Origin of the sequence: Streptomyces sp. AK010, assembly GCF_014207295.1 — a bacterium.
In the GTDB taxonomy this organism is placed as follows: domain Bacteria; phylum Actinomycetota; class Actinomycetes; order Streptomycetales; family Streptomycetaceae; genus Streptomyces; species Streptomyces massasporeus.
Genome location: NZ_JACHCX010000007.1, coordinates 89,752 through 105,259, shown reverse-complemented (window position 1 = coordinate 105,259; position 15,508 = coordinate 89,752). Strand labels below are relative to the sequence as shown.

Here is a 15,508-nt window from a genome sequence, read left to right as displayed (position 1 = left end):
CCCGGTCGCTCAGCTCTGTGCGCTGATGTTGACCATCCAGGGGACGCCGAAACGGTCCGTGCACATGCCGAACACGTCGCCCCACATCTGCTTCTCCAGCGGCACCGACACCGAGCCGCCCGCGGACAGCTTCTCCCAGTAGCCCCGCAGCTCGGCGTCGTCGTCACCGCTCAGGCTCACCGAGTAGGAGCCGCCCTGCTCGGACTCCATGCCCGGGGGGTTGTCGGCGCCCATCAGGGTGAAGCCGCTGGTGGTCTCCAGCATGCCGTGCATGATCTTGTCCGCGTTCGGGGCGTCCGTCTGTCCGAAGTCTGCGTAGCTGTTGAGGTCGAGCGTGCCGCCGAAGACCTCCTTGTAGAACTCCATCGCCTGCCGGGCTTCGCCGTCGAAGGTGAGGTACGGGTTGAGGCGCGAGGCCATGAGAACCTCCCAGAAGGGGGCAAAGGGTAGTTTCCGCGCAGCGTATCGCCAGGCGCTGACAACGGCTCGTCGAGCGTGCGGCGCCCGGGCGGGGCCAGGTGCCACCGCGGCCGGTGTCATCGTCGACTGCCCTGTCAACGTGGCCGCTTGAGCGGCGGGGGAGCGGGCGGCTCATGGCATCGACGTTCCGCATGGGCGGGGACCTGGACGTACGGCGGCTCGGTTTCGGAGCCATGCATCTGCCCACCGGGCCCGGCCCCGACCGGGAGAACGCCCTCGTGGTGGCCCGGCGGGCCGTGGAGCTGGGCGTCACGCTGATCGGCACGGCGCACCTGTACGGCGGCGGAGCCAACGAGGAGCTGCTCGCCGAGGCCCTGCACCCCTACCCGGAAGGCCTGCTGATCACCACCAAGGTCGGTGTCGCGCGCACCGGCCCCGGCGGCGACTGGATGCTCGGCGGACGGCCGGAGATCCTGCGCGACCAGGTCCGGCAGGCCCTGCGACGGCTGCGAATGGAGCGGATCGACCTGCTCCAGCTGCACCGCATCGACCCCGAGACGCCGCCGGCCGACCAGCTCGGCATGCTGCGCGAGCTCCAGGGCGAGGGCCTGGTCGGCCGGATCGGGCTGTCGGAGGTCACCGTCGACGAGCTGGAGCGGGCCAGGGAGCTCGTCGACGTCGTGAGCGTGCAGAACCGCTACAACCTGCTCGACCGGGAGCACAAGGCGGTGCTGGACGCGTGCGTGGCGGCCGGGATCGCCTTCCTGCCGTGGCGGCCGGTGGCCTGGGGGGGGGGAACACGGGGGCCGAGGCCGGGATCGCCGCCGTCGCGGCCGAGCTCGGGGCCACGCCCACGCAGGTCGCACTCGCCTGGCTCCTCGACCACGCCCCCGTCGTCCTGCCCATCCCGGGCACGGCCCGGATTGGAGGAGAACATCGCCGCGGCCGACCTGAAACTGACCCCGGCCCAGCGTGACCGCCTCGACGGGTTGGCCGAGGCAGCACAGGCCGAATCGGGCTGAGGAGCCGGGCAGGGCGACGTCCGCCCCGCCCCGCCCCGCACGCACAGCCGCTCGTCGGCCGGGAAGAGCGGCGACCCGTCCGTGCCCGGAGCCGGACGATCCGGTCGAGGACCGGCCGTTCGGCGCCGGTCGGTGCCGGCTACGAGCGAGCGTGGAGACGTGCGTCAGCCCCTCCACGCCGTGCGGCGTTCTCGAGCGCCGTACGCAGGCTCACGCCTCGTCGGACGCGCCGCTGTTCCAGTCGTAGGGGCCGCCGCCCTGCCACTCGATCAGCTCGGTGTCGTCGACGGCCGTGTCGGCCGTGGGCAGGCCCTCGCGGTGCAGCAGGTCCAGCACGTCGAAGAGGCTGTAGGCGACGCCCATGCGCTCGCCGCGGATGGTCACCAGCCGTCCGCCGTCCGTCGCGGGCGGCTGCACGACCACAGGGGGTTGACCGTCCATAGCCCCACCATGCTCCCGAAACGCCCGGACCGCAGCTCGGTGGCGTCCACAAGCGGTACGGACCCCTCCCCGGGCAGGAGCCCGGGCGCGCTGTGCGCCGGTGACAAGCCGCCATCCGGAAGCTGAGTTCTCATCAGCACTCCCTGAGAGCGGTCGTGCCACGGTCCTAGCGTCCGTGGCATGGACATGAACCGCAGGAATCGTAAGAGCAGAGGGAAGTGGCGCGGTGCCGTGCTCGCGGTGCTGCTGACCGCCGGGACACTCACGGCCGCCGCCCCGGGCGCCGGCGCCGAGGGCACGCGCACGGAGACGCCGGTGACGTCGACCTCGCCGGTGACCGGGGTGACGGAGTCGGTGGTGCGGGTGAAGGTGCCGCTGCCGGAGTCGGCCGGGCCCCGTCCCGCGGCCTGCGACTGGCTGTCGTACCTGCGCTACCGTTCCGCCGACGGTCCGGCCGCGTCGGCCGAAGCGGACCGGATCCTCATCGCCCAGCCCGGCATCCTGGAAGGGGCGGGGGCGTTCGACAGCGTCGCCCGCAACACCGTCACGCGGGCCGCCGGACAGGCGCAGCACATCGAGTTCTGGGCGCTGGACCGGCGCTCCAACTGCCTGGAGGACCGCACCGGCATCGCCTCCGGCGACCAGCACACCGCCGTCGACTACTACTACCGGGGCAAGCAGGTCGACGGCCGCACCTTCGGCGGCTACACCGGCAACGCACAACTGGGCTGGATGGCGAAGCTCGGGATCGAGCAGACCGTACGCGACCAGTACGACCTGCTCACCGCCGAGTTGCCCTCCCAGGCACTGCGCAAGCGGAAGGTGCTGTGCGGCGGGCACTCGCTGGGCGGAGTCATCACCGGGTACTTCGCCGCCGCCGACTTCGACGGCGACCGCGCCACCACGGCGGACGCCGGGTACAACCAGTGCGCCGGCTACTTCGCCCTCGACACGACCGTCTCCACCACGCTGGGCGACCTCAGCGGCAGCATCCCCGGCGACACCAACCTGCCCGACATCGGCCTCGGTTACGGCGTCGTGCAGGCCGGACTGGACAGCGGGGTGCTGCCGCGCACCCTGTCCGCGCCGGTGCTGCTCAACCCCGAGACCATGACCCTGCTCGGCATCGCGGGCCTGGGCGCCCTGAAGGACCTGGACGGTGAGGCGGACCTGCCCGGCTATCTGCCCCGCAACCTCACCATCGAGGCCACCAACCGCTTCCTGTTCGCCAAGGACACCGCCGCCTTTCTCAGCGGCTCGCCGGCGGTGAGGGACTTCCGGCTCACCAACGGCGCGGTGCTCGGGGCGCTGCTGGACGACAACTCCGTCCCGCTGGCATTCCTGCAGACCAGTGTGGGCTTCTTCGACGGCGGACCGATCGTTGACAAGAGCATCCCCGCCGTCAACGGGGGCGACGCCCGACCGGGGCTGTACGGGACCGCGTACAAGGCCATCCCGGACCGGCCGCACGGTCCGCTCTACACCTGGCGCAACTACGACCGCGTCGGCGACGCGGACGACCCCGGCTACCGGTCGGCCGACGGCACCCCGTTCACCGGAGCCGGCGAGGAGGTCACCGATGTGCGGCAACTGGCCCGCAGCCTGGCCGAGCAGCCGCTGGACTTCACCGAGCAGTACTTCCCGACCAAGCTCGTCACGGACCTCGAACTGGCCACCTCACCCCAGGTGAAGAAACTTGTCGTCCACCCCGAAGGGCTCAAGGCCGACCCGGTGCTCACCGTCCTCGCCGGTGAGGGCCTGCTATCCGGACGGGTCCCGGCCGACCTGCACCCGGTGGTCGCGGACGGCTACCAGCACCTCGACGTCCTGACCGCCGCGCCGGTGCAGAACAACGGCCGGCCGGAGCCCGTCTCCACCAGCCTCGCCGGCTTCGCGCGGACACCGCGCTAGCCCCCGCCCGATACGCACGCCCGGGGCCCGGGAGGACATCCTGGGTACTAACGGTCCTCCCGGGCCCCTTCGTGTTCGTGCTGCCGGACGGGATCAGATCCTGCCCGCGGCGAACGTGGCCGCCTCCTCGGCGTCGTCCCGGTAGCTCAGATGCGCCCCGACGTCGCCTCCGCCGTTCTCGCAGACGGGGTCGCCCTTGGCACAGAGGTCGAGGGTGCGGCTCTGGTAGGTGCCGGTCACGCTCTTGCCGAGCGCCCGGATCGGGTTGCCGAACAGCAGCACCGCCGCGACCTTCGGCTCGACCGCGGCGGGCAGGGTGGCCACGATGGGGCTGCCGACCACCGCACCGGCGCTGCTGATGCCGATGGAATTGTCGACGACGTTCGCGCCCTGCGAATAGCCGACGAGAACGAACTTCTGATGCGGGCAGGCGGCGGCCTGGCTCTTCACGTGGTCCACCAGATCCAGATTGCCCTGTGCCGCGGACGTGGGGGAGAGGTCGGCGGGGTAGTTCACCTTGTAGCTGGTCACATTCCTGCCCGCCGCCTTCTTCTGCAGGGCGGAATACACCGGGTCGCCGACGATGAAGCCGAGCGTGCCCGGCTCGAAGGTGCCGCGGGCCGCGACGACCTCGACGTCCGAGCAGGCAGCGGCCATGGCCGGGGGAGCCGAGAGGGTGGCGAGCCCGGCCCCGCCGGCCAGTGAGAGCGCGGCGAGACACATACGGATGCGCATGGGGGATCCTCCGCGTGGAAAGGCGCGTGAAGCGCCTGCGAAAAAGGACGCCCCGAACGTATGGGCTTTCTCTCGCCTGCTGTTATGGACGGGATTATGGAAACCCCGCCGGTTTTTGTCGCCGATTGAGCAAGAGCCCGAATGCGGACGTCAGTTCTGCGTGGTGTGCAGGGATTCCGCGCGCAACGCGAGAATGAGGTCGAGGCGGGTCCCCGGGTCGTGCAGGGCCTCGCCGAACAGCTTCTCCAGCTGGCGCAGGCGGTAGCGGACCGTCTGGGGGTGGATGTGCAGCCGCACGGCGACGTCCGGCACATTGCTGCCGCTGAGCAGCCAGGCCAGCAGTGTCTCGGCGAGCCGGTCGCGCTGCCCCGCCGAGACCGTGTCGAGGGGCGCCAGGACCCGCGCCTGGAGGCGTTCCAGCAGCGGCTCGTCGCCGTACAGCAGCAGCGTCGACAGATGCTGGTTGCAGCGCACCACGCCCTGGCGGGGCAGCACCCCACGGCCCATCAGCCCGAGCGCCCGGGTGGCCAGGCGCAGCGACTGCGCGGCCTCGGTGACCGCCACCGCCGGGCCGATCGCGGCGGGCCGGCCGCGCAGCGCGAGCGTGAACGCCCGGCCGCCGATGCCACCGGATCCGTCCGGGTCGGGCACCAGCATGCGCGGCGGGCGGGACCCCATGTCCACCAGCGCGCCCGCCGCCGCCAGCGGCCGGTCCTCCTCCCGCCGGTCCGGCGCCGCCGCGAGCGCCACCACCGCGACCGTCCGCGGCACGGGCCAGCGCGCGCTGTGCGCCAGGTCCTGCACGGTCTCCAGGGCCACCGGCCCCTCCTCCAGGAGCAGGTCCAGCAGCCGCTTGCGGCGCCGCTCCAGCTCGTCGGAGCTACGCAGCTGCGCCTCGGCGTACCCGGACGCGGCCGCCTGCGCGACCTCGTGCACGGTCCGGAACGCCAGCTCCCCCAGCCCGGCCACGACCGCGGTGTCCAGCCCGAGTTCCTCCGCCGTACGGCCCATGTGCCGCCAGGCGCACATCCCGCCGATCCGCAGCGCGGACTGCAAGGCGTCCAGGCTGCGGCCCTCCAGGGCCTCACCCCGGCCGAGTTCGTAGTACGTCGCCGCGATCGCGCCCCCGTCGTCGCGCGGGTCGGCGATGTGATCGACGAACAGGGTCAGCGCCTGCACCACCCCGGACCGCAGGGCCTTGCGATAGGCCACGTCGGCGGGCCGGGCGTACTCGGGGACCTGGCGACGGACCTCCTCCTCCACCTCGTCGGCGACGGCCGCCAGATTGGCGCGCAGCAGCTCCGCCAGCTCGGGCGGGACCTGCGGCGCGGCGGGGCGGTCCGGCACGCCGTGCGGGGTGGGCACAGCCATCACGGACATTCCTTTCGACCGGAAGCGGCTCACCCGCGGGCCGTCACCCGCGGGACGAGTGGGGAGTCCCGTGTTGGACGGACGACCCCTCCGCTCCGTTCCGTGCCCCGACGGCACCCCCGTCACTCGGGCACCCCCAGTGCACGGGCGAGGACAGGCCACGAGGCCGTGAACTCCGGCTTCCAGTGCGCCCAGTCGTGCCCGCCGCCCCCGTAGAAGTGGGCGGTGGCCGGGATCCCCATCAGGGCCAGCGTGCGGGCGAAGCCCTGGGCCGAGGGCCACAGGGCGCTTTCCAGGATCCCGGGCAGCGGATCACCGCCCCCGCCCACCCCGCTGCCCTGCGACACGTACAGGGCCGTGCCGCGCAGCCCGGTGGCACGGGCACGCGGGTTGAAGTCCCGCCAGGTCAGGAGGTTGAAGACCGGATTTCCCCAGAGGGAGGCGGCCGGCAGGTTCTCGCGGGCCACGATCGCGTCCATGATGGCGGGAACACCGGGGGCCGTGGTGTCGAGGATGCCGCTGTAGGAGGCCGCCGCGGTGAACGCCCCGGGGTGGCGGGCCGCGTGGGCCATGGCCCCGTAGCCGCCGGTGGACACCCCGGCGACCGCCCGTGTGCCGGAGGCCCGGTAGTCCCGGGCGAGCAGCGCCGGCACCTCCTTCACCTGGAACGTCTCGTAGTCGGGGCCGCCGCGCCAGACGCTCGGGATGCCGGTGGGGCCCGCGTCCGGCATCGCCACGATCAGGTCGCGGCCGGCGGTGAACGCCTCGATGTCCGTCTCCCGGGTCCACGAGGTGTAGTCGTCGTGCGCGCCGTGCAGCAGGTACAGCACCGGGTACTTCTTCTCCGGGCGCACACCGAAGTCCGACGGCAGGATCAGCCGGACCGGGGCGCTGCGGCCGAGCGCCGCGGAGGGCACGGACACGTCGAGCGCGCGCGGCCCGAGCCGGGTGGCCGCCCGGGCCCCGCCGGCCGCGGCCCCGAACAGGGCGGCGAGACCGGCGGCGGCCGCCGCTGTGGCGACGGTGCGCCGGGACACTCCGGCGGCGGGCTGCTGCGGCAGGTGGGACATGACGGCTCCTCGGGTTCCATGTCAGGGGGCCGGCTCGGCGAGCGTCCGGCTCAGATGGGCGGCGATCTCGCCGACGTGCGGCGGATCGAGCAGCGACAGATGGTGACCGGCCACCGGCACCACCCGCAGTCGTGGGCACACCTCGTCCCAGCCCAGCGCCGGGTCGTCGCGTTCGTAGGCGGGGTCGCCCACGGTGTGCGGCGCGCGTTCGGTGGCGCGGTAGAGGACCACCGGCCCGTCGTGGGGGGCGGGGATGTGGGCCTCGCCGATGCCCATGTCCAGGTAGGAGGACCGCTGGTGCTCCAGCGCCGCGGGCGGCACGTCGGCGGCCTCGCGCAGGGCGCGCAAAACGGCGTCGATACGGGCCGCGTCGTCGTCCATCGCCACGAGCTCGCCGTACGGCAACTCCAGTCGCACGCCGTAGGCGTCGGCGACATGGCGGGCGAAACCCTCGAAGTGCGCCCGGATCCGGCCGGACCGCGTCGACCCCGGGCCGGGGAGGGGCCGTACGGAGTCGATGAGCACGACCAGCCGCACCTCCCGTCCGGCGGCGGTCAGTTGCCGGGCGGTCTCCTGGGCGACGAAGCCGCCGAAGGACCAGCCGCCCAGCAGCACCGGGCCGTCGGGGCGGACGGCGTTGACCGCCTCCGAGTAGCGCCGTGCCTTCTCGGGCACGGTCCCGGCCTCCTCGATCCGCTCCAGCCCGTACACCGGCTGGTCGTCGCCGAGGAGTCCGACGAGCGTCCGGTAGACGCTGACCGGGCCGCCGGCGGCGTGGACGAGGAACAGCGGGGGCCGCGAGCCGGTGGCGCGCAGGGGCCGCACCGGCGTGTCGTCCCGGGGGAGGGCGCGCTCGACACGGGTGGCTGCGTCCTCGACGGTGACGGCGGTGAGCAGCTCCCGCAGGGGCAGTTCGATGCCGAACTCGCGCTCCACCGCCGTGCGGACCCGGACCGCCATCAGCGAGTCCAGGCCGAGGTCGGCCCACGCGGTGCCCGGGGTGATGCGGGCGGGGGAGCGGCCGGTGACGGCGGCTATGTGGTGGGTCAGGCGGGCCAGGACCGACGAAGGTTCGGTCACCGCGGCAGGAGGTTCCTCCGGCAGCGGCTCGGTGCCAGCGGCCCGGCCGTCCGTCCACCAGTGCCGTAGGTGCCGCCACCGGGGCAGCGGCAGGTCGACGACCCGCCCCGGCGGCACCGGCAGTCGCTGTCCCGCGGCGTACAGGGCGCCCAGTTGCCCGGCGAACGCCTCCGACCCGTCGGCGTCCCGGCGCAGGGTGGCCAGGGCGAGGGCTCCGGGCACGGTGTCGGCGACGGCACCCGTCAGCACGGGGTGGGGGGAGATCTCGACGAAGGCCGTGCGGCCGTCGGCGGCGGCCGACGCGAGCGCCCGGTCCAGCCGCACGGGCCTGCGCAGGTTGGCCGCCCAGTGCGCGGCGTCGAAGAGACAGTCGCCGCGCGGGTCGTCGAGGACCGTGGAATGGACAGGGACGCGTGGCTGTCGCCCCCGGATGCCGGACAGCGCGTCCACCAGCTCCGGCAACAGCCCGTCCACCTGCGGCGAGTGTCCGGCGCCGACGACCCGCATGGCCCGCGCCGCCCGGCCCTGTCCCTCCAGCCGGCGCACGAGCCCGGCCACCGCCGCCTCCTCACCCGTGACGACCTTCTGCCGCGGGGAGGAGTGCACGGCGACATGCACCTCCGGGAAGTCCCGTGCCAGTGCGTCCAGTTCGGTGTCGTCCAGGTCCACCACGGCCATCGCGCCGCCCCGCAGCCCGCTCAGCAGCCGGGCCCGTACGGCGATGACGCGCGCCCCGTCCGCCACGTCCAGCGCGCCCGCGCACACAGCCGCCGCCACCTCACCCATGGAGTGGCCGATGACACCGGCGGGCTCGACACTGTGGGAGCGCCACAGCTCGGCGAGCGCCAGCTGGAGGCCGAACAGCACCGGTTGGGCGACCTCCAGACGGTCCAGACCCTCGCCCGAGGACAGATGGTCGTACAAGGACAGGCCGCACTCGGGGGCGAGCTGAGGGTCGAGCTTCTCGACGGCGGCGGCGAACGCGGGCTCCTCGGCCAGCAGCCGGCGTCCCATGCCCGGCCACTGACTGCCGTACCCGGAGAAGACCCACACGGGGCCCCGCCCCACGCGGTCGCGGTCCCCGGTCGTCACCCGTGGATCCGGGCGCCCGGACGCCAACGCGTCCAGCGCGTCGACCAGTTCACCCCGGTCACGGGCGACCACGGCGGCACGCACGGGCCCTCGGCCCGTACGGCCGGCCAGGGTCCGGGCCACGTCGGCGGGGTGCGCGGCGCCCTCCCGCAACCGGCCGGCGAGCCTGCCCGCCGTGTCGCGCAGGCGCTCGGTGTCGACGTCGGACAGCGGGTGCACCCGCGCGGCCGGTTCCTCGGCCGGTCGTACCGGGACCAGGCCGGGTGGCCCCTCCTCCAGCACCACATGGGCGTTGGTGCCGCCGAAGCCGAACCCGGAGACGCCCGCGACGGCCGTGCCGCCGTAGCGCGGCCAGGGCTCGGGTTCGGTCACCACCCGCAGCCGGGGATCGGTGAGGGAACTTCCCTCCTCGCAGTGCAGGGACGGCGGGATGCCGTCGTGGTGCAGGGCCAGCACGGTTTTCACCAGGCCCGCGACGCCCGCCGCGGACTCCAGATGACCGAGGTTGCCCTTGGCGGACCCCAGCAGCAGCGGCTGGTCCGGGTCCCGGCCCGCGCCGAGCACCGCGCCGAGCGCACCCGCCTCGATCGGATCGCCCAGCGGGGTGCCCGTGCCGTGCGCCTCCACGTAGTCGACGTGCTCCGCGGCGAGCCCGGCCTGCGCGTACGCCCGTTCCAGCAGCGCCAGTTGGGCGGCCGGGTTGGGCGCCATCAGGCCGTTCGAGCGGCCGTCGGAGTTGACGGCGCTGGCCCGGATGACGGCCAGCACCCGGTCGCCGTCCCGCTCGGCGTCGGACAGCCGCTTGAGGATCACCGCCGCGCATCCCTCGCCGCGCCCGATGCCGTCCGCCCGCGCCGAGAACGGCTTGCACCGCCCGTCCGGGGCGAGGGCGCCCGCTCTGTGCAAGGCGACCGTGACGACCGGCGACAGCAGCAGGTTGACCCCGGCGGCGATCGCCGTGTCGCTCTCGCCGGTGCGCAGACTGACGCAGGCGTGGTGCACGGCGACCAGCGAGGAGGAGCAGGCCGTGTCGACGGCCAGGCTCGGTCCCCGGGTGTCCAGGACGTAGGCGAGCCGCCCGGCGGCGACGCCGAGCGCGCCCCCGGCCGGGGCCCAGGGGTCGACGGCGGCCGGGTCGGCGCCCGTCAACTGCCCGTACTCCGGTGCGGAGATGCCGACGAACACGCCCGTGGCCGTGCCCGCCAGGGACCCGGCGGGGACGGCGGCGTGGTCGAGCGCCTCATGGACGACCTCCAGCAGGATCCGCTGCTGGGGGTCCATCACCGCGGCCTCGCGCGGGGTGATGCGGAAGAAGTCGGCGTCGAACCCGGCGATGTCGTCCAGATAGCCGCCGTACGGATGGGCGTCGGCGGGCGGGAACGCGGTGAAGTCGCGCCAGCGGTCCTCCGGGACGCGCCGGATCGCGTCGACGCCCTCGCTGAGCAGCCGCCAGTAGGCGTCCGGGCCGTGCACGCCGCCGGGCAGGCGGCAGCCCACCCCGACGACCGCGACCGGCTCGGCCGTCCCGCCGGGCGCCGAGGCACGCGGCACCGGCGCCGCCTCGGCCTCCGGGACCCCCGGGCCGCACAACCGCGCCACCAGGGCCTTCCCGGTGGGCGTCTCCCACAGCAGCGTCGTCGGCAGCTCCCGGCCGGTGGCGCGGGACAGCTCGCCCGCCAGGGCGACGGCGTCCCGCGAGGCCATGCCGAGGTCGGCGAGCGGCCGGTCCATCGGGACGTCGTCCGGGCAGGCCCCGTTCCAGGCGGCCACCCGCTCGGCGATCAGCCGGCGCAGCGCGGCCTCGTCGGCGGACCTCATACCGCGGCACCCGTCCGGGCCTGCCCGCCGTAGGCACCCTCCAGATACCGGGCGCGGGTCAGCGCTCGCGACACCTTGCCGCTGGAGGTGCGCGGCACGGTGCCCGGCGGCACCACGACGACGTCGGCCAGCCGCAGTCCGTGCCGGGCGGAGACGGCGCCGCGCACGGCACGCACCAGGGCGGCCACGTCCAGCTCGGCGAGGTGGGCGGTCCGCGCGTGCTCGGCCACGACGACCGCGCACTCCCCACCGGCACCGCCCGGCACGGCGAAGGCGGCGAGCCGGTCCCGGCGCACCGCCTCGTGCGACTCCTGCGCCGACGCCTCGACGTCCTGCGGGTAGTGGTTGCGCCCGTCGACGATGATCAGGTCCTTCAGCCGTCCCGTGACGACCAGCTGCCCCTCCAGCACCGTCCCCAGATCACCCGTGCGCAGCCAGCGGCCCGGACCGGCCGCGGCGTCCGTGAACTCGGCGCCGAAGACCTCCTCCGAGTCCCGGTTCCAGTAGCCGCGGCCCACGTTCGGCCCCTGCACCCAGATCTCCCCGACCTCACCCTCCGCCAGCGGCACCCGCGTCACCGGGTCGGCGACCCGTACCCGCTGACCCGCCGGAGTGCCACAGCCCGTCAGCAGCACCGCCCGGGGATCGTCGGGCCGGGCGGGCAGGGCCTTTCCGGCCGCCAGGGCGTCCCGGTCGAGCGCGAACCGGCTGAGCGGCTCACCCGGCCGGGCCGCGCACACGAACACCGTGGCCTCGGCCAGCCCGTACGACGGGCAGTGCGTCCCGGGCGCCAGGCCCTGGTTCGCGAACGCCGCGTGGAACCGGTCGGCGGTGCCCGGGCGGACCGGCTCACTGCCGTTGATCAACGCGGTCACCCCGTCCAGCCGCAGACCCTCCTTCTGGTCGGCGGTGACGGTCGCGACGCAGTAGTCGTAGGCGAAGTTGGGTGCGGCGCTCACGGCGTGCGGATGCGCGGCGAGCAGCCGCAGCCAGCGCACCGGTTCGTGCAGGAACGCGGCCGGGTCCATCAGCACCGACAGCGCCCCGCGCGCCACCGGGGCCGCGACGCTGAGCACCAGCCCCATGTCGTGGTAGAGCGGCAGCCAGCCCACACTGGTCATCGGGCGGGTGTCGAGGCCGTAGGCGGCCAGGGCCTGGCGGGCGTTGGCGACGACGTTGCCGTGGCTGATCTCCACACCGGCCGGGGCGCGGGTCGAACCGGACGTGTACTGGAGGTAGGCGGGTGCCTCGGGGTCCAGGGGGACCGGTTGCCGGTCCGGGACGCCGTCGGGCACCTCGTCCGCCACGACGATCCGCGGGCCGCCGGCCCCGAGAAAGTCCCGCACCTCGTCATGGGCCCGGCTCGTGGTCACCACCACCGAGGGGCGCGCGTCGGTTAGGACGCCCGCGAGCCGGTCGGCGTGCCCGGGCAGGCCCGGCGTGTACAGCGGGACGGCGACCAGCCCGGCGGACAGGGCCCCGAGGAAGGCGGCCACGTACTCCGTGCCCTGCGGACACAGCAGGGCGACCCGTTCCCCGGGCCCGGCCTCCTCGGCGAGGCGTGCGGCGAGCGCCCGCACCCGCACGTCCAGGCGGCGCCAGGTCAGGGTGCGGTGGACGCCGCGCGAGTGCGGCGCCGGGTGCTCGACGAAGGTGAAGGCCCGGCGGTCGGGTGTGGTCTCGGCCCAGTGCCGCACGTACTCCGGCAGGGTGGGGCACGCGGGCGCGAGCGGGGGGCGGCGGCTGTCCATCAGGCGGGGCTCCTCACGGCGCGGATCGGCCTACGGGTCGCAACAACGGGGGAGACAGAGAAGAGGGCGGCTAGAGGGGGATGTTGCCGTGCCGGCGTTCCGGCATCGGGGCGCGTTTGCCGCGCAGTGCGCGCAGGGCGCGGCAGACCTGCTCGCGCGTCTCGCGCGGCGCGATGACGGCGTCGACATAGCCGCGCTCGGCGGCCAGGTACGGGGTGCCGTGGGTGCGTTCGTACGCTGCGAGGAGGTCGGCGCGCAGCGCCTCCGGGTTGTCGGACGCGGCCAGTTCACGCCGGTGCAGGACGCCCACGGCCCCTTCGGCGCCCATGACGGCGATCCGGGCGGTGGGCCAGGCGAGATTGACGTCGGCACCCAGGTGCTTGGAGCCCATCACCGCGTAGCCGCCGCCGTACGCCTTGCGCACCACGACCGTGACCTTGGGGACGGTGGCCTCGGCGTAGGCGTAGAGGAGTTTCGCGCCGCGCCGGATGATCCCGGCCTGCTCCTGACGCACCCCGGACAGATATCCGGGCACGTCGGCGAAGGTCAGCAGCGGGATGCCGAACGCGTCGCAGAACCGGACGAACCGTGCGGCCTTCTCGGACGCGTCGATGTCGAGGACCCCGGCGGCGTGCAGCGGCTGGTTGGCCACGACGCCCACCGAGCGGCCCTCGATCCGGGCCAGGGCGCAGATGATGTTCGGCGCGAACAGCTCCTGTACCGGCAGCAGTTCACCGTCGTCGACGACCGCGTGCAGGACGTCCCGCATGTCGTAGGCCTCGCCGAGCCGGTCCGGGACGATCGCGTCGAGTCCGTCACCGGCCGGGGCGGGCCCGGGGGCGTACTCCGGGGGACGTTCCAGGTTGTTGGCCGGCAGATACGACAGCAGGTCGCGCACGGTGTCGAGAGCGTCCTCCTCGTCGGCGGCCAGGAAGTGCGCGTTGCCGTTGACGGTGTTGCTGGTGCGGGCGCCGCCCAGCTCCTCGGCGGTGGTGCGCTCGCCGGTGACCGTCTCGATGACGTCGGGGCCGGTGACGAACATGTGCGAGGCGCCGTCCACCATCACCGTGAAGTCGGTGATCGCCGGCGAGTACGCGGCACCGCCCGCGCACGGGCCCAGGACGACCGAGATCTGCGGGATCACCCCGGACGCCTTGACGTTGCGCCGGACCAGCTCGGCGTAGAGGGCGAGAGCGGCGACGCCCTCCTGGATCCGGGCGCCGCCGGAGTCGTTCAGGCCGATCACCGGGCAGCCCGTCTTCAGGGCCAGCTCCATCAGGGCGACGGTCTTCTCCCCGAAGGCCTCGCCCATGCTGCCGCCGAACACGCCGGAGTCCTGGGCGAACACGCAGACCGGGCGGCCGTCGACCGTGCCGTACCCGGTGACCACGCCGTCGCCGTAGGGGCGGCGGGCGTCGTGCTCCGCGGGCCGGGCCCGGACGAACAGACCGGTCTCGGTGAAGGAGTCCTTGTCCATGAGCCGTTCGATCCGCTCCCGGGCCGAGAACTCCCCGCGTCTGCGCGGCCCGCCCGGGGCCACCGCCCGCTCCCGGCGGTGCTCCAGGCCGGCGACGCGCTCCGCGGTGTCCCCGGGCGTGTGCGCCGCTGTCTCCCCCGGACCGGATGTCGTCACCTCTGTGCTCACAACCACCTCCGAAGTGGTCCTCGAATATGGCAGTGCGGCGGAGGAGTGCCCTACGGATCGCCGGTCTGTGTGGGGGAGTTGAGTCCTCTGGCGCGGGGTTTCATCCGGGTGTGACAAGGAGGGCCGGGAGGGTACGGGCGCGATTCATCGGTCCGGGTGCTGAATGCGTTCTCCTTCTTCTATTGGACCCCCGGCCGCGCGGCGTCCAGGCTGGAGTGCACCATCGCCCGACAGCCGGAAGAGGTCACGAACCCATGCACACCCGCCGCATCGGTGACGTCGAGGTCAGCGCGATCGGCCTGGGCGCGATGCCCATGTCCATCGAGGGACGACCGGACGAGGACCGCTCCCTCGCCACCCTCCACGCCGCCCTCGACGCAGGCGTGACCCTGATCGACACCGCGGACGCCTACCACCGCGACGCCGACGAGGTCGGTCACAACGAGACCCTGATCGCCAAGGCCCTCGCCTCGCACGACCGCGGCGGCGACGTCCTCGTCGCGACCAAGGGCGGCCACCTCCGCCCCGGTGACGGCAGCTGGACACTCGACGGCAGCCCCCGCCATCTCAAGGCGGCCTGCGAGGAGTCCCTGCGCCGGCTCGGCGTCGAGGCCATCGGCCTCTACCAGTTCCACCGCCCCGACCCGCGCGTCCCCTACGCCGAGTCCGTCGGCGCGATCCGCGACCTGCTGGACGACGGCAAGATCCGCATGGCCGGCATCTCGAACGCGAACCCCGAACAGATCAGGCAGGCCGGCGAGATCCTCGGCGGACGTCTGGTCTCCGTGCAGAACCAGTTCTCCCCGGCCTTCCGCTCCAGCGAGCCGGAACTGCGCCTGTGCGACGAACTCGGGATCGCCTTCCTGCCCTGGAGCCCCCTCGGCGGGATCTCCAAGGCCGGTGAACTCGGCTCGGGCCACGCGCCCTTCGCCCGCATCGCCGAGGCGCACGGCGTCAGCCCGCAGCGCGTGTGCCTGGCCTGGATGCTCGCCAAGTCGCCGGTCGTCGTCCCGATCCCGGGCGCGAGCCGGCCCGAGACGATCCGCGACTCGCTCGCCGCCACCGACCTCGTCCTGACGGCGGACGAACTGGCGGAGCTGGACGCCGCCTGAGCAGACCACCAGACCCGGGGACGGCCGCGCGCCGCCCCGG

At 73.9% G+C, this 15,508-nt stretch carries 10 protein-coding genes and 1 pseudogene; 3 read left to right on the top strand and 8 right to left on the bottom strand.

The window, feature by feature from the left end; genetic code table 11:
- Positions 1-9: 9 nt before the first annotated feature.
- Complete coding sequence (locus HDC93_RS15690; protein ID WP_185011239.1) at positions 10-420, bottom strand: VOC family protein; 411 nt, start codon at positions 418-420, stop codon at positions 10-12.
- Positions 421-593: 173 nt separating this feature from the next.
- On the opposite strand from HDC93_RS15690, the pseudogene HDC93_RS15685 reads away from it, so the two are divergent.
- A pseudogene (locus tag HDC93_RS15685) lies at positions 594-1,442 on the top strand (aldo/keto reductase).
- A 210-nt stretch (positions 1,443-1,652) separates the two neighbouring features.
- Here HDC93_RS15685 and HDC93_RS15680 read toward each other — a convergent pair.
- Entirely contained in the window at positions 1,653-1,883 is a 231-nt protein-coding gene (locus tag HDC93_RS15680; protein WP_185011238.1) for a hypothetical protein, read from the bottom strand.
- 186 nt (positions 1,884-2,069) lie between these two features.
- On the opposite strand from HDC93_RS15680, the gene HDC93_RS15675 reads away from it, so the two are divergent.
- Positions 2,070-3,794: a hypothetical protein gene (locus HDC93_RS15675; RefSeq protein WP_398985351.1), complete on the top strand. Its 1,725-nt coding sequence runs from the start codon at positions 2,070-2,072 to the stop codon at positions 3,792-3,794.
- A 93-nt stretch (positions 3,795-3,887) separates the two neighbouring features.
- Here the strand turns inward: HDC93_RS15675 and HDC93_RS15670 are convergent, their stop codons facing one another.
- From HDC93_RS15670 to HDC93_RS15645, 6 genes are all read right to left on the bottom strand, one after another.
- The gene (locus HDC93_RS15670; RefSeq protein ID WP_185011236.1) at positions 3,888-4,529 is read right to left on the bottom strand and encodes a cutinase family protein; all 642 of its coding nucleotides are present in this window, start codon (positions 4,527-4,529) and stop codon (positions 3,888-3,890) included.
- Positions 4,530-4,679: 150 nt separating this feature from the next.
- Complete coding sequence (locus HDC93_RS15665; RefSeq protein WP_185011235.1) at positions 4,680-5,900, bottom strand: CdaR family transcriptional regulator; 1,221 nt, start codon at positions 5,898-5,900, stop codon at positions 4,680-4,682.
- A 122-nt stretch (positions 5,901-6,022) separates the two neighbouring features.
- Positions 6,023-6,970, bottom strand: coding sequence for an alpha/beta hydrolase family protein (locus HDC93_RS15660; RefSeq protein ID WP_185011234.1), 948 nt, complete (start codon positions 6,968-6,970; stop codon positions 6,023-6,025).
- Between the two features lie 21 nt (positions 6,971-6,991).
- The gene (locus HDC93_RS15655; RefSeq protein WP_185011233.1) at positions 6,992-10,960 is read right to left on the bottom strand and encodes a type I polyketide synthase; all 3,969 of its coding nucleotides are present in this window, start codon (positions 10,958-10,960) and stop codon (positions 6,992-6,994) included.
- Positions 10,957-12,711 carry a fatty acyl-AMP ligase gene (locus tag HDC93_RS15650; RefSeq protein WP_185011232.1) on the bottom strand — a complete coding sequence of 585 codons (1,755 nt, stop codon included), beginning with the start codon at positions 12,709-12,711 and terminating at the stop codon, positions 10,957-10,959. Before HDC93_RS15650 ends, HDC93_RS15655 begins: the two co-directional genes overlap by 4 nt.
- Before the next feature lie 70 nt (positions 12,712-12,781).
- Positions 12,782-14,344, bottom strand: a complete 1,563-nt coding sequence (locus HDC93_RS15645; protein WP_311774562.1) for an acyl-CoA carboxylase subunit beta — start codon at positions 14,342-14,344, stop codon at positions 12,782-12,784.
- A gap of 266 nt (positions 14,345-14,610) precedes the next feature.
- Here HDC93_RS15645 and HDC93_RS15640 point away from each other — a divergent pair, with 266 nt between their 5' ends.
- Positions 14,611-15,468, top strand: a complete 858-nt coding sequence (locus HDC93_RS15640; protein ID WP_185011230.1) for an aldo/keto reductase — start codon at positions 14,611-14,613, stop codon at positions 15,466-15,468.
- Positions 15,469-15,508: the final 40 nt, after the last annotated feature.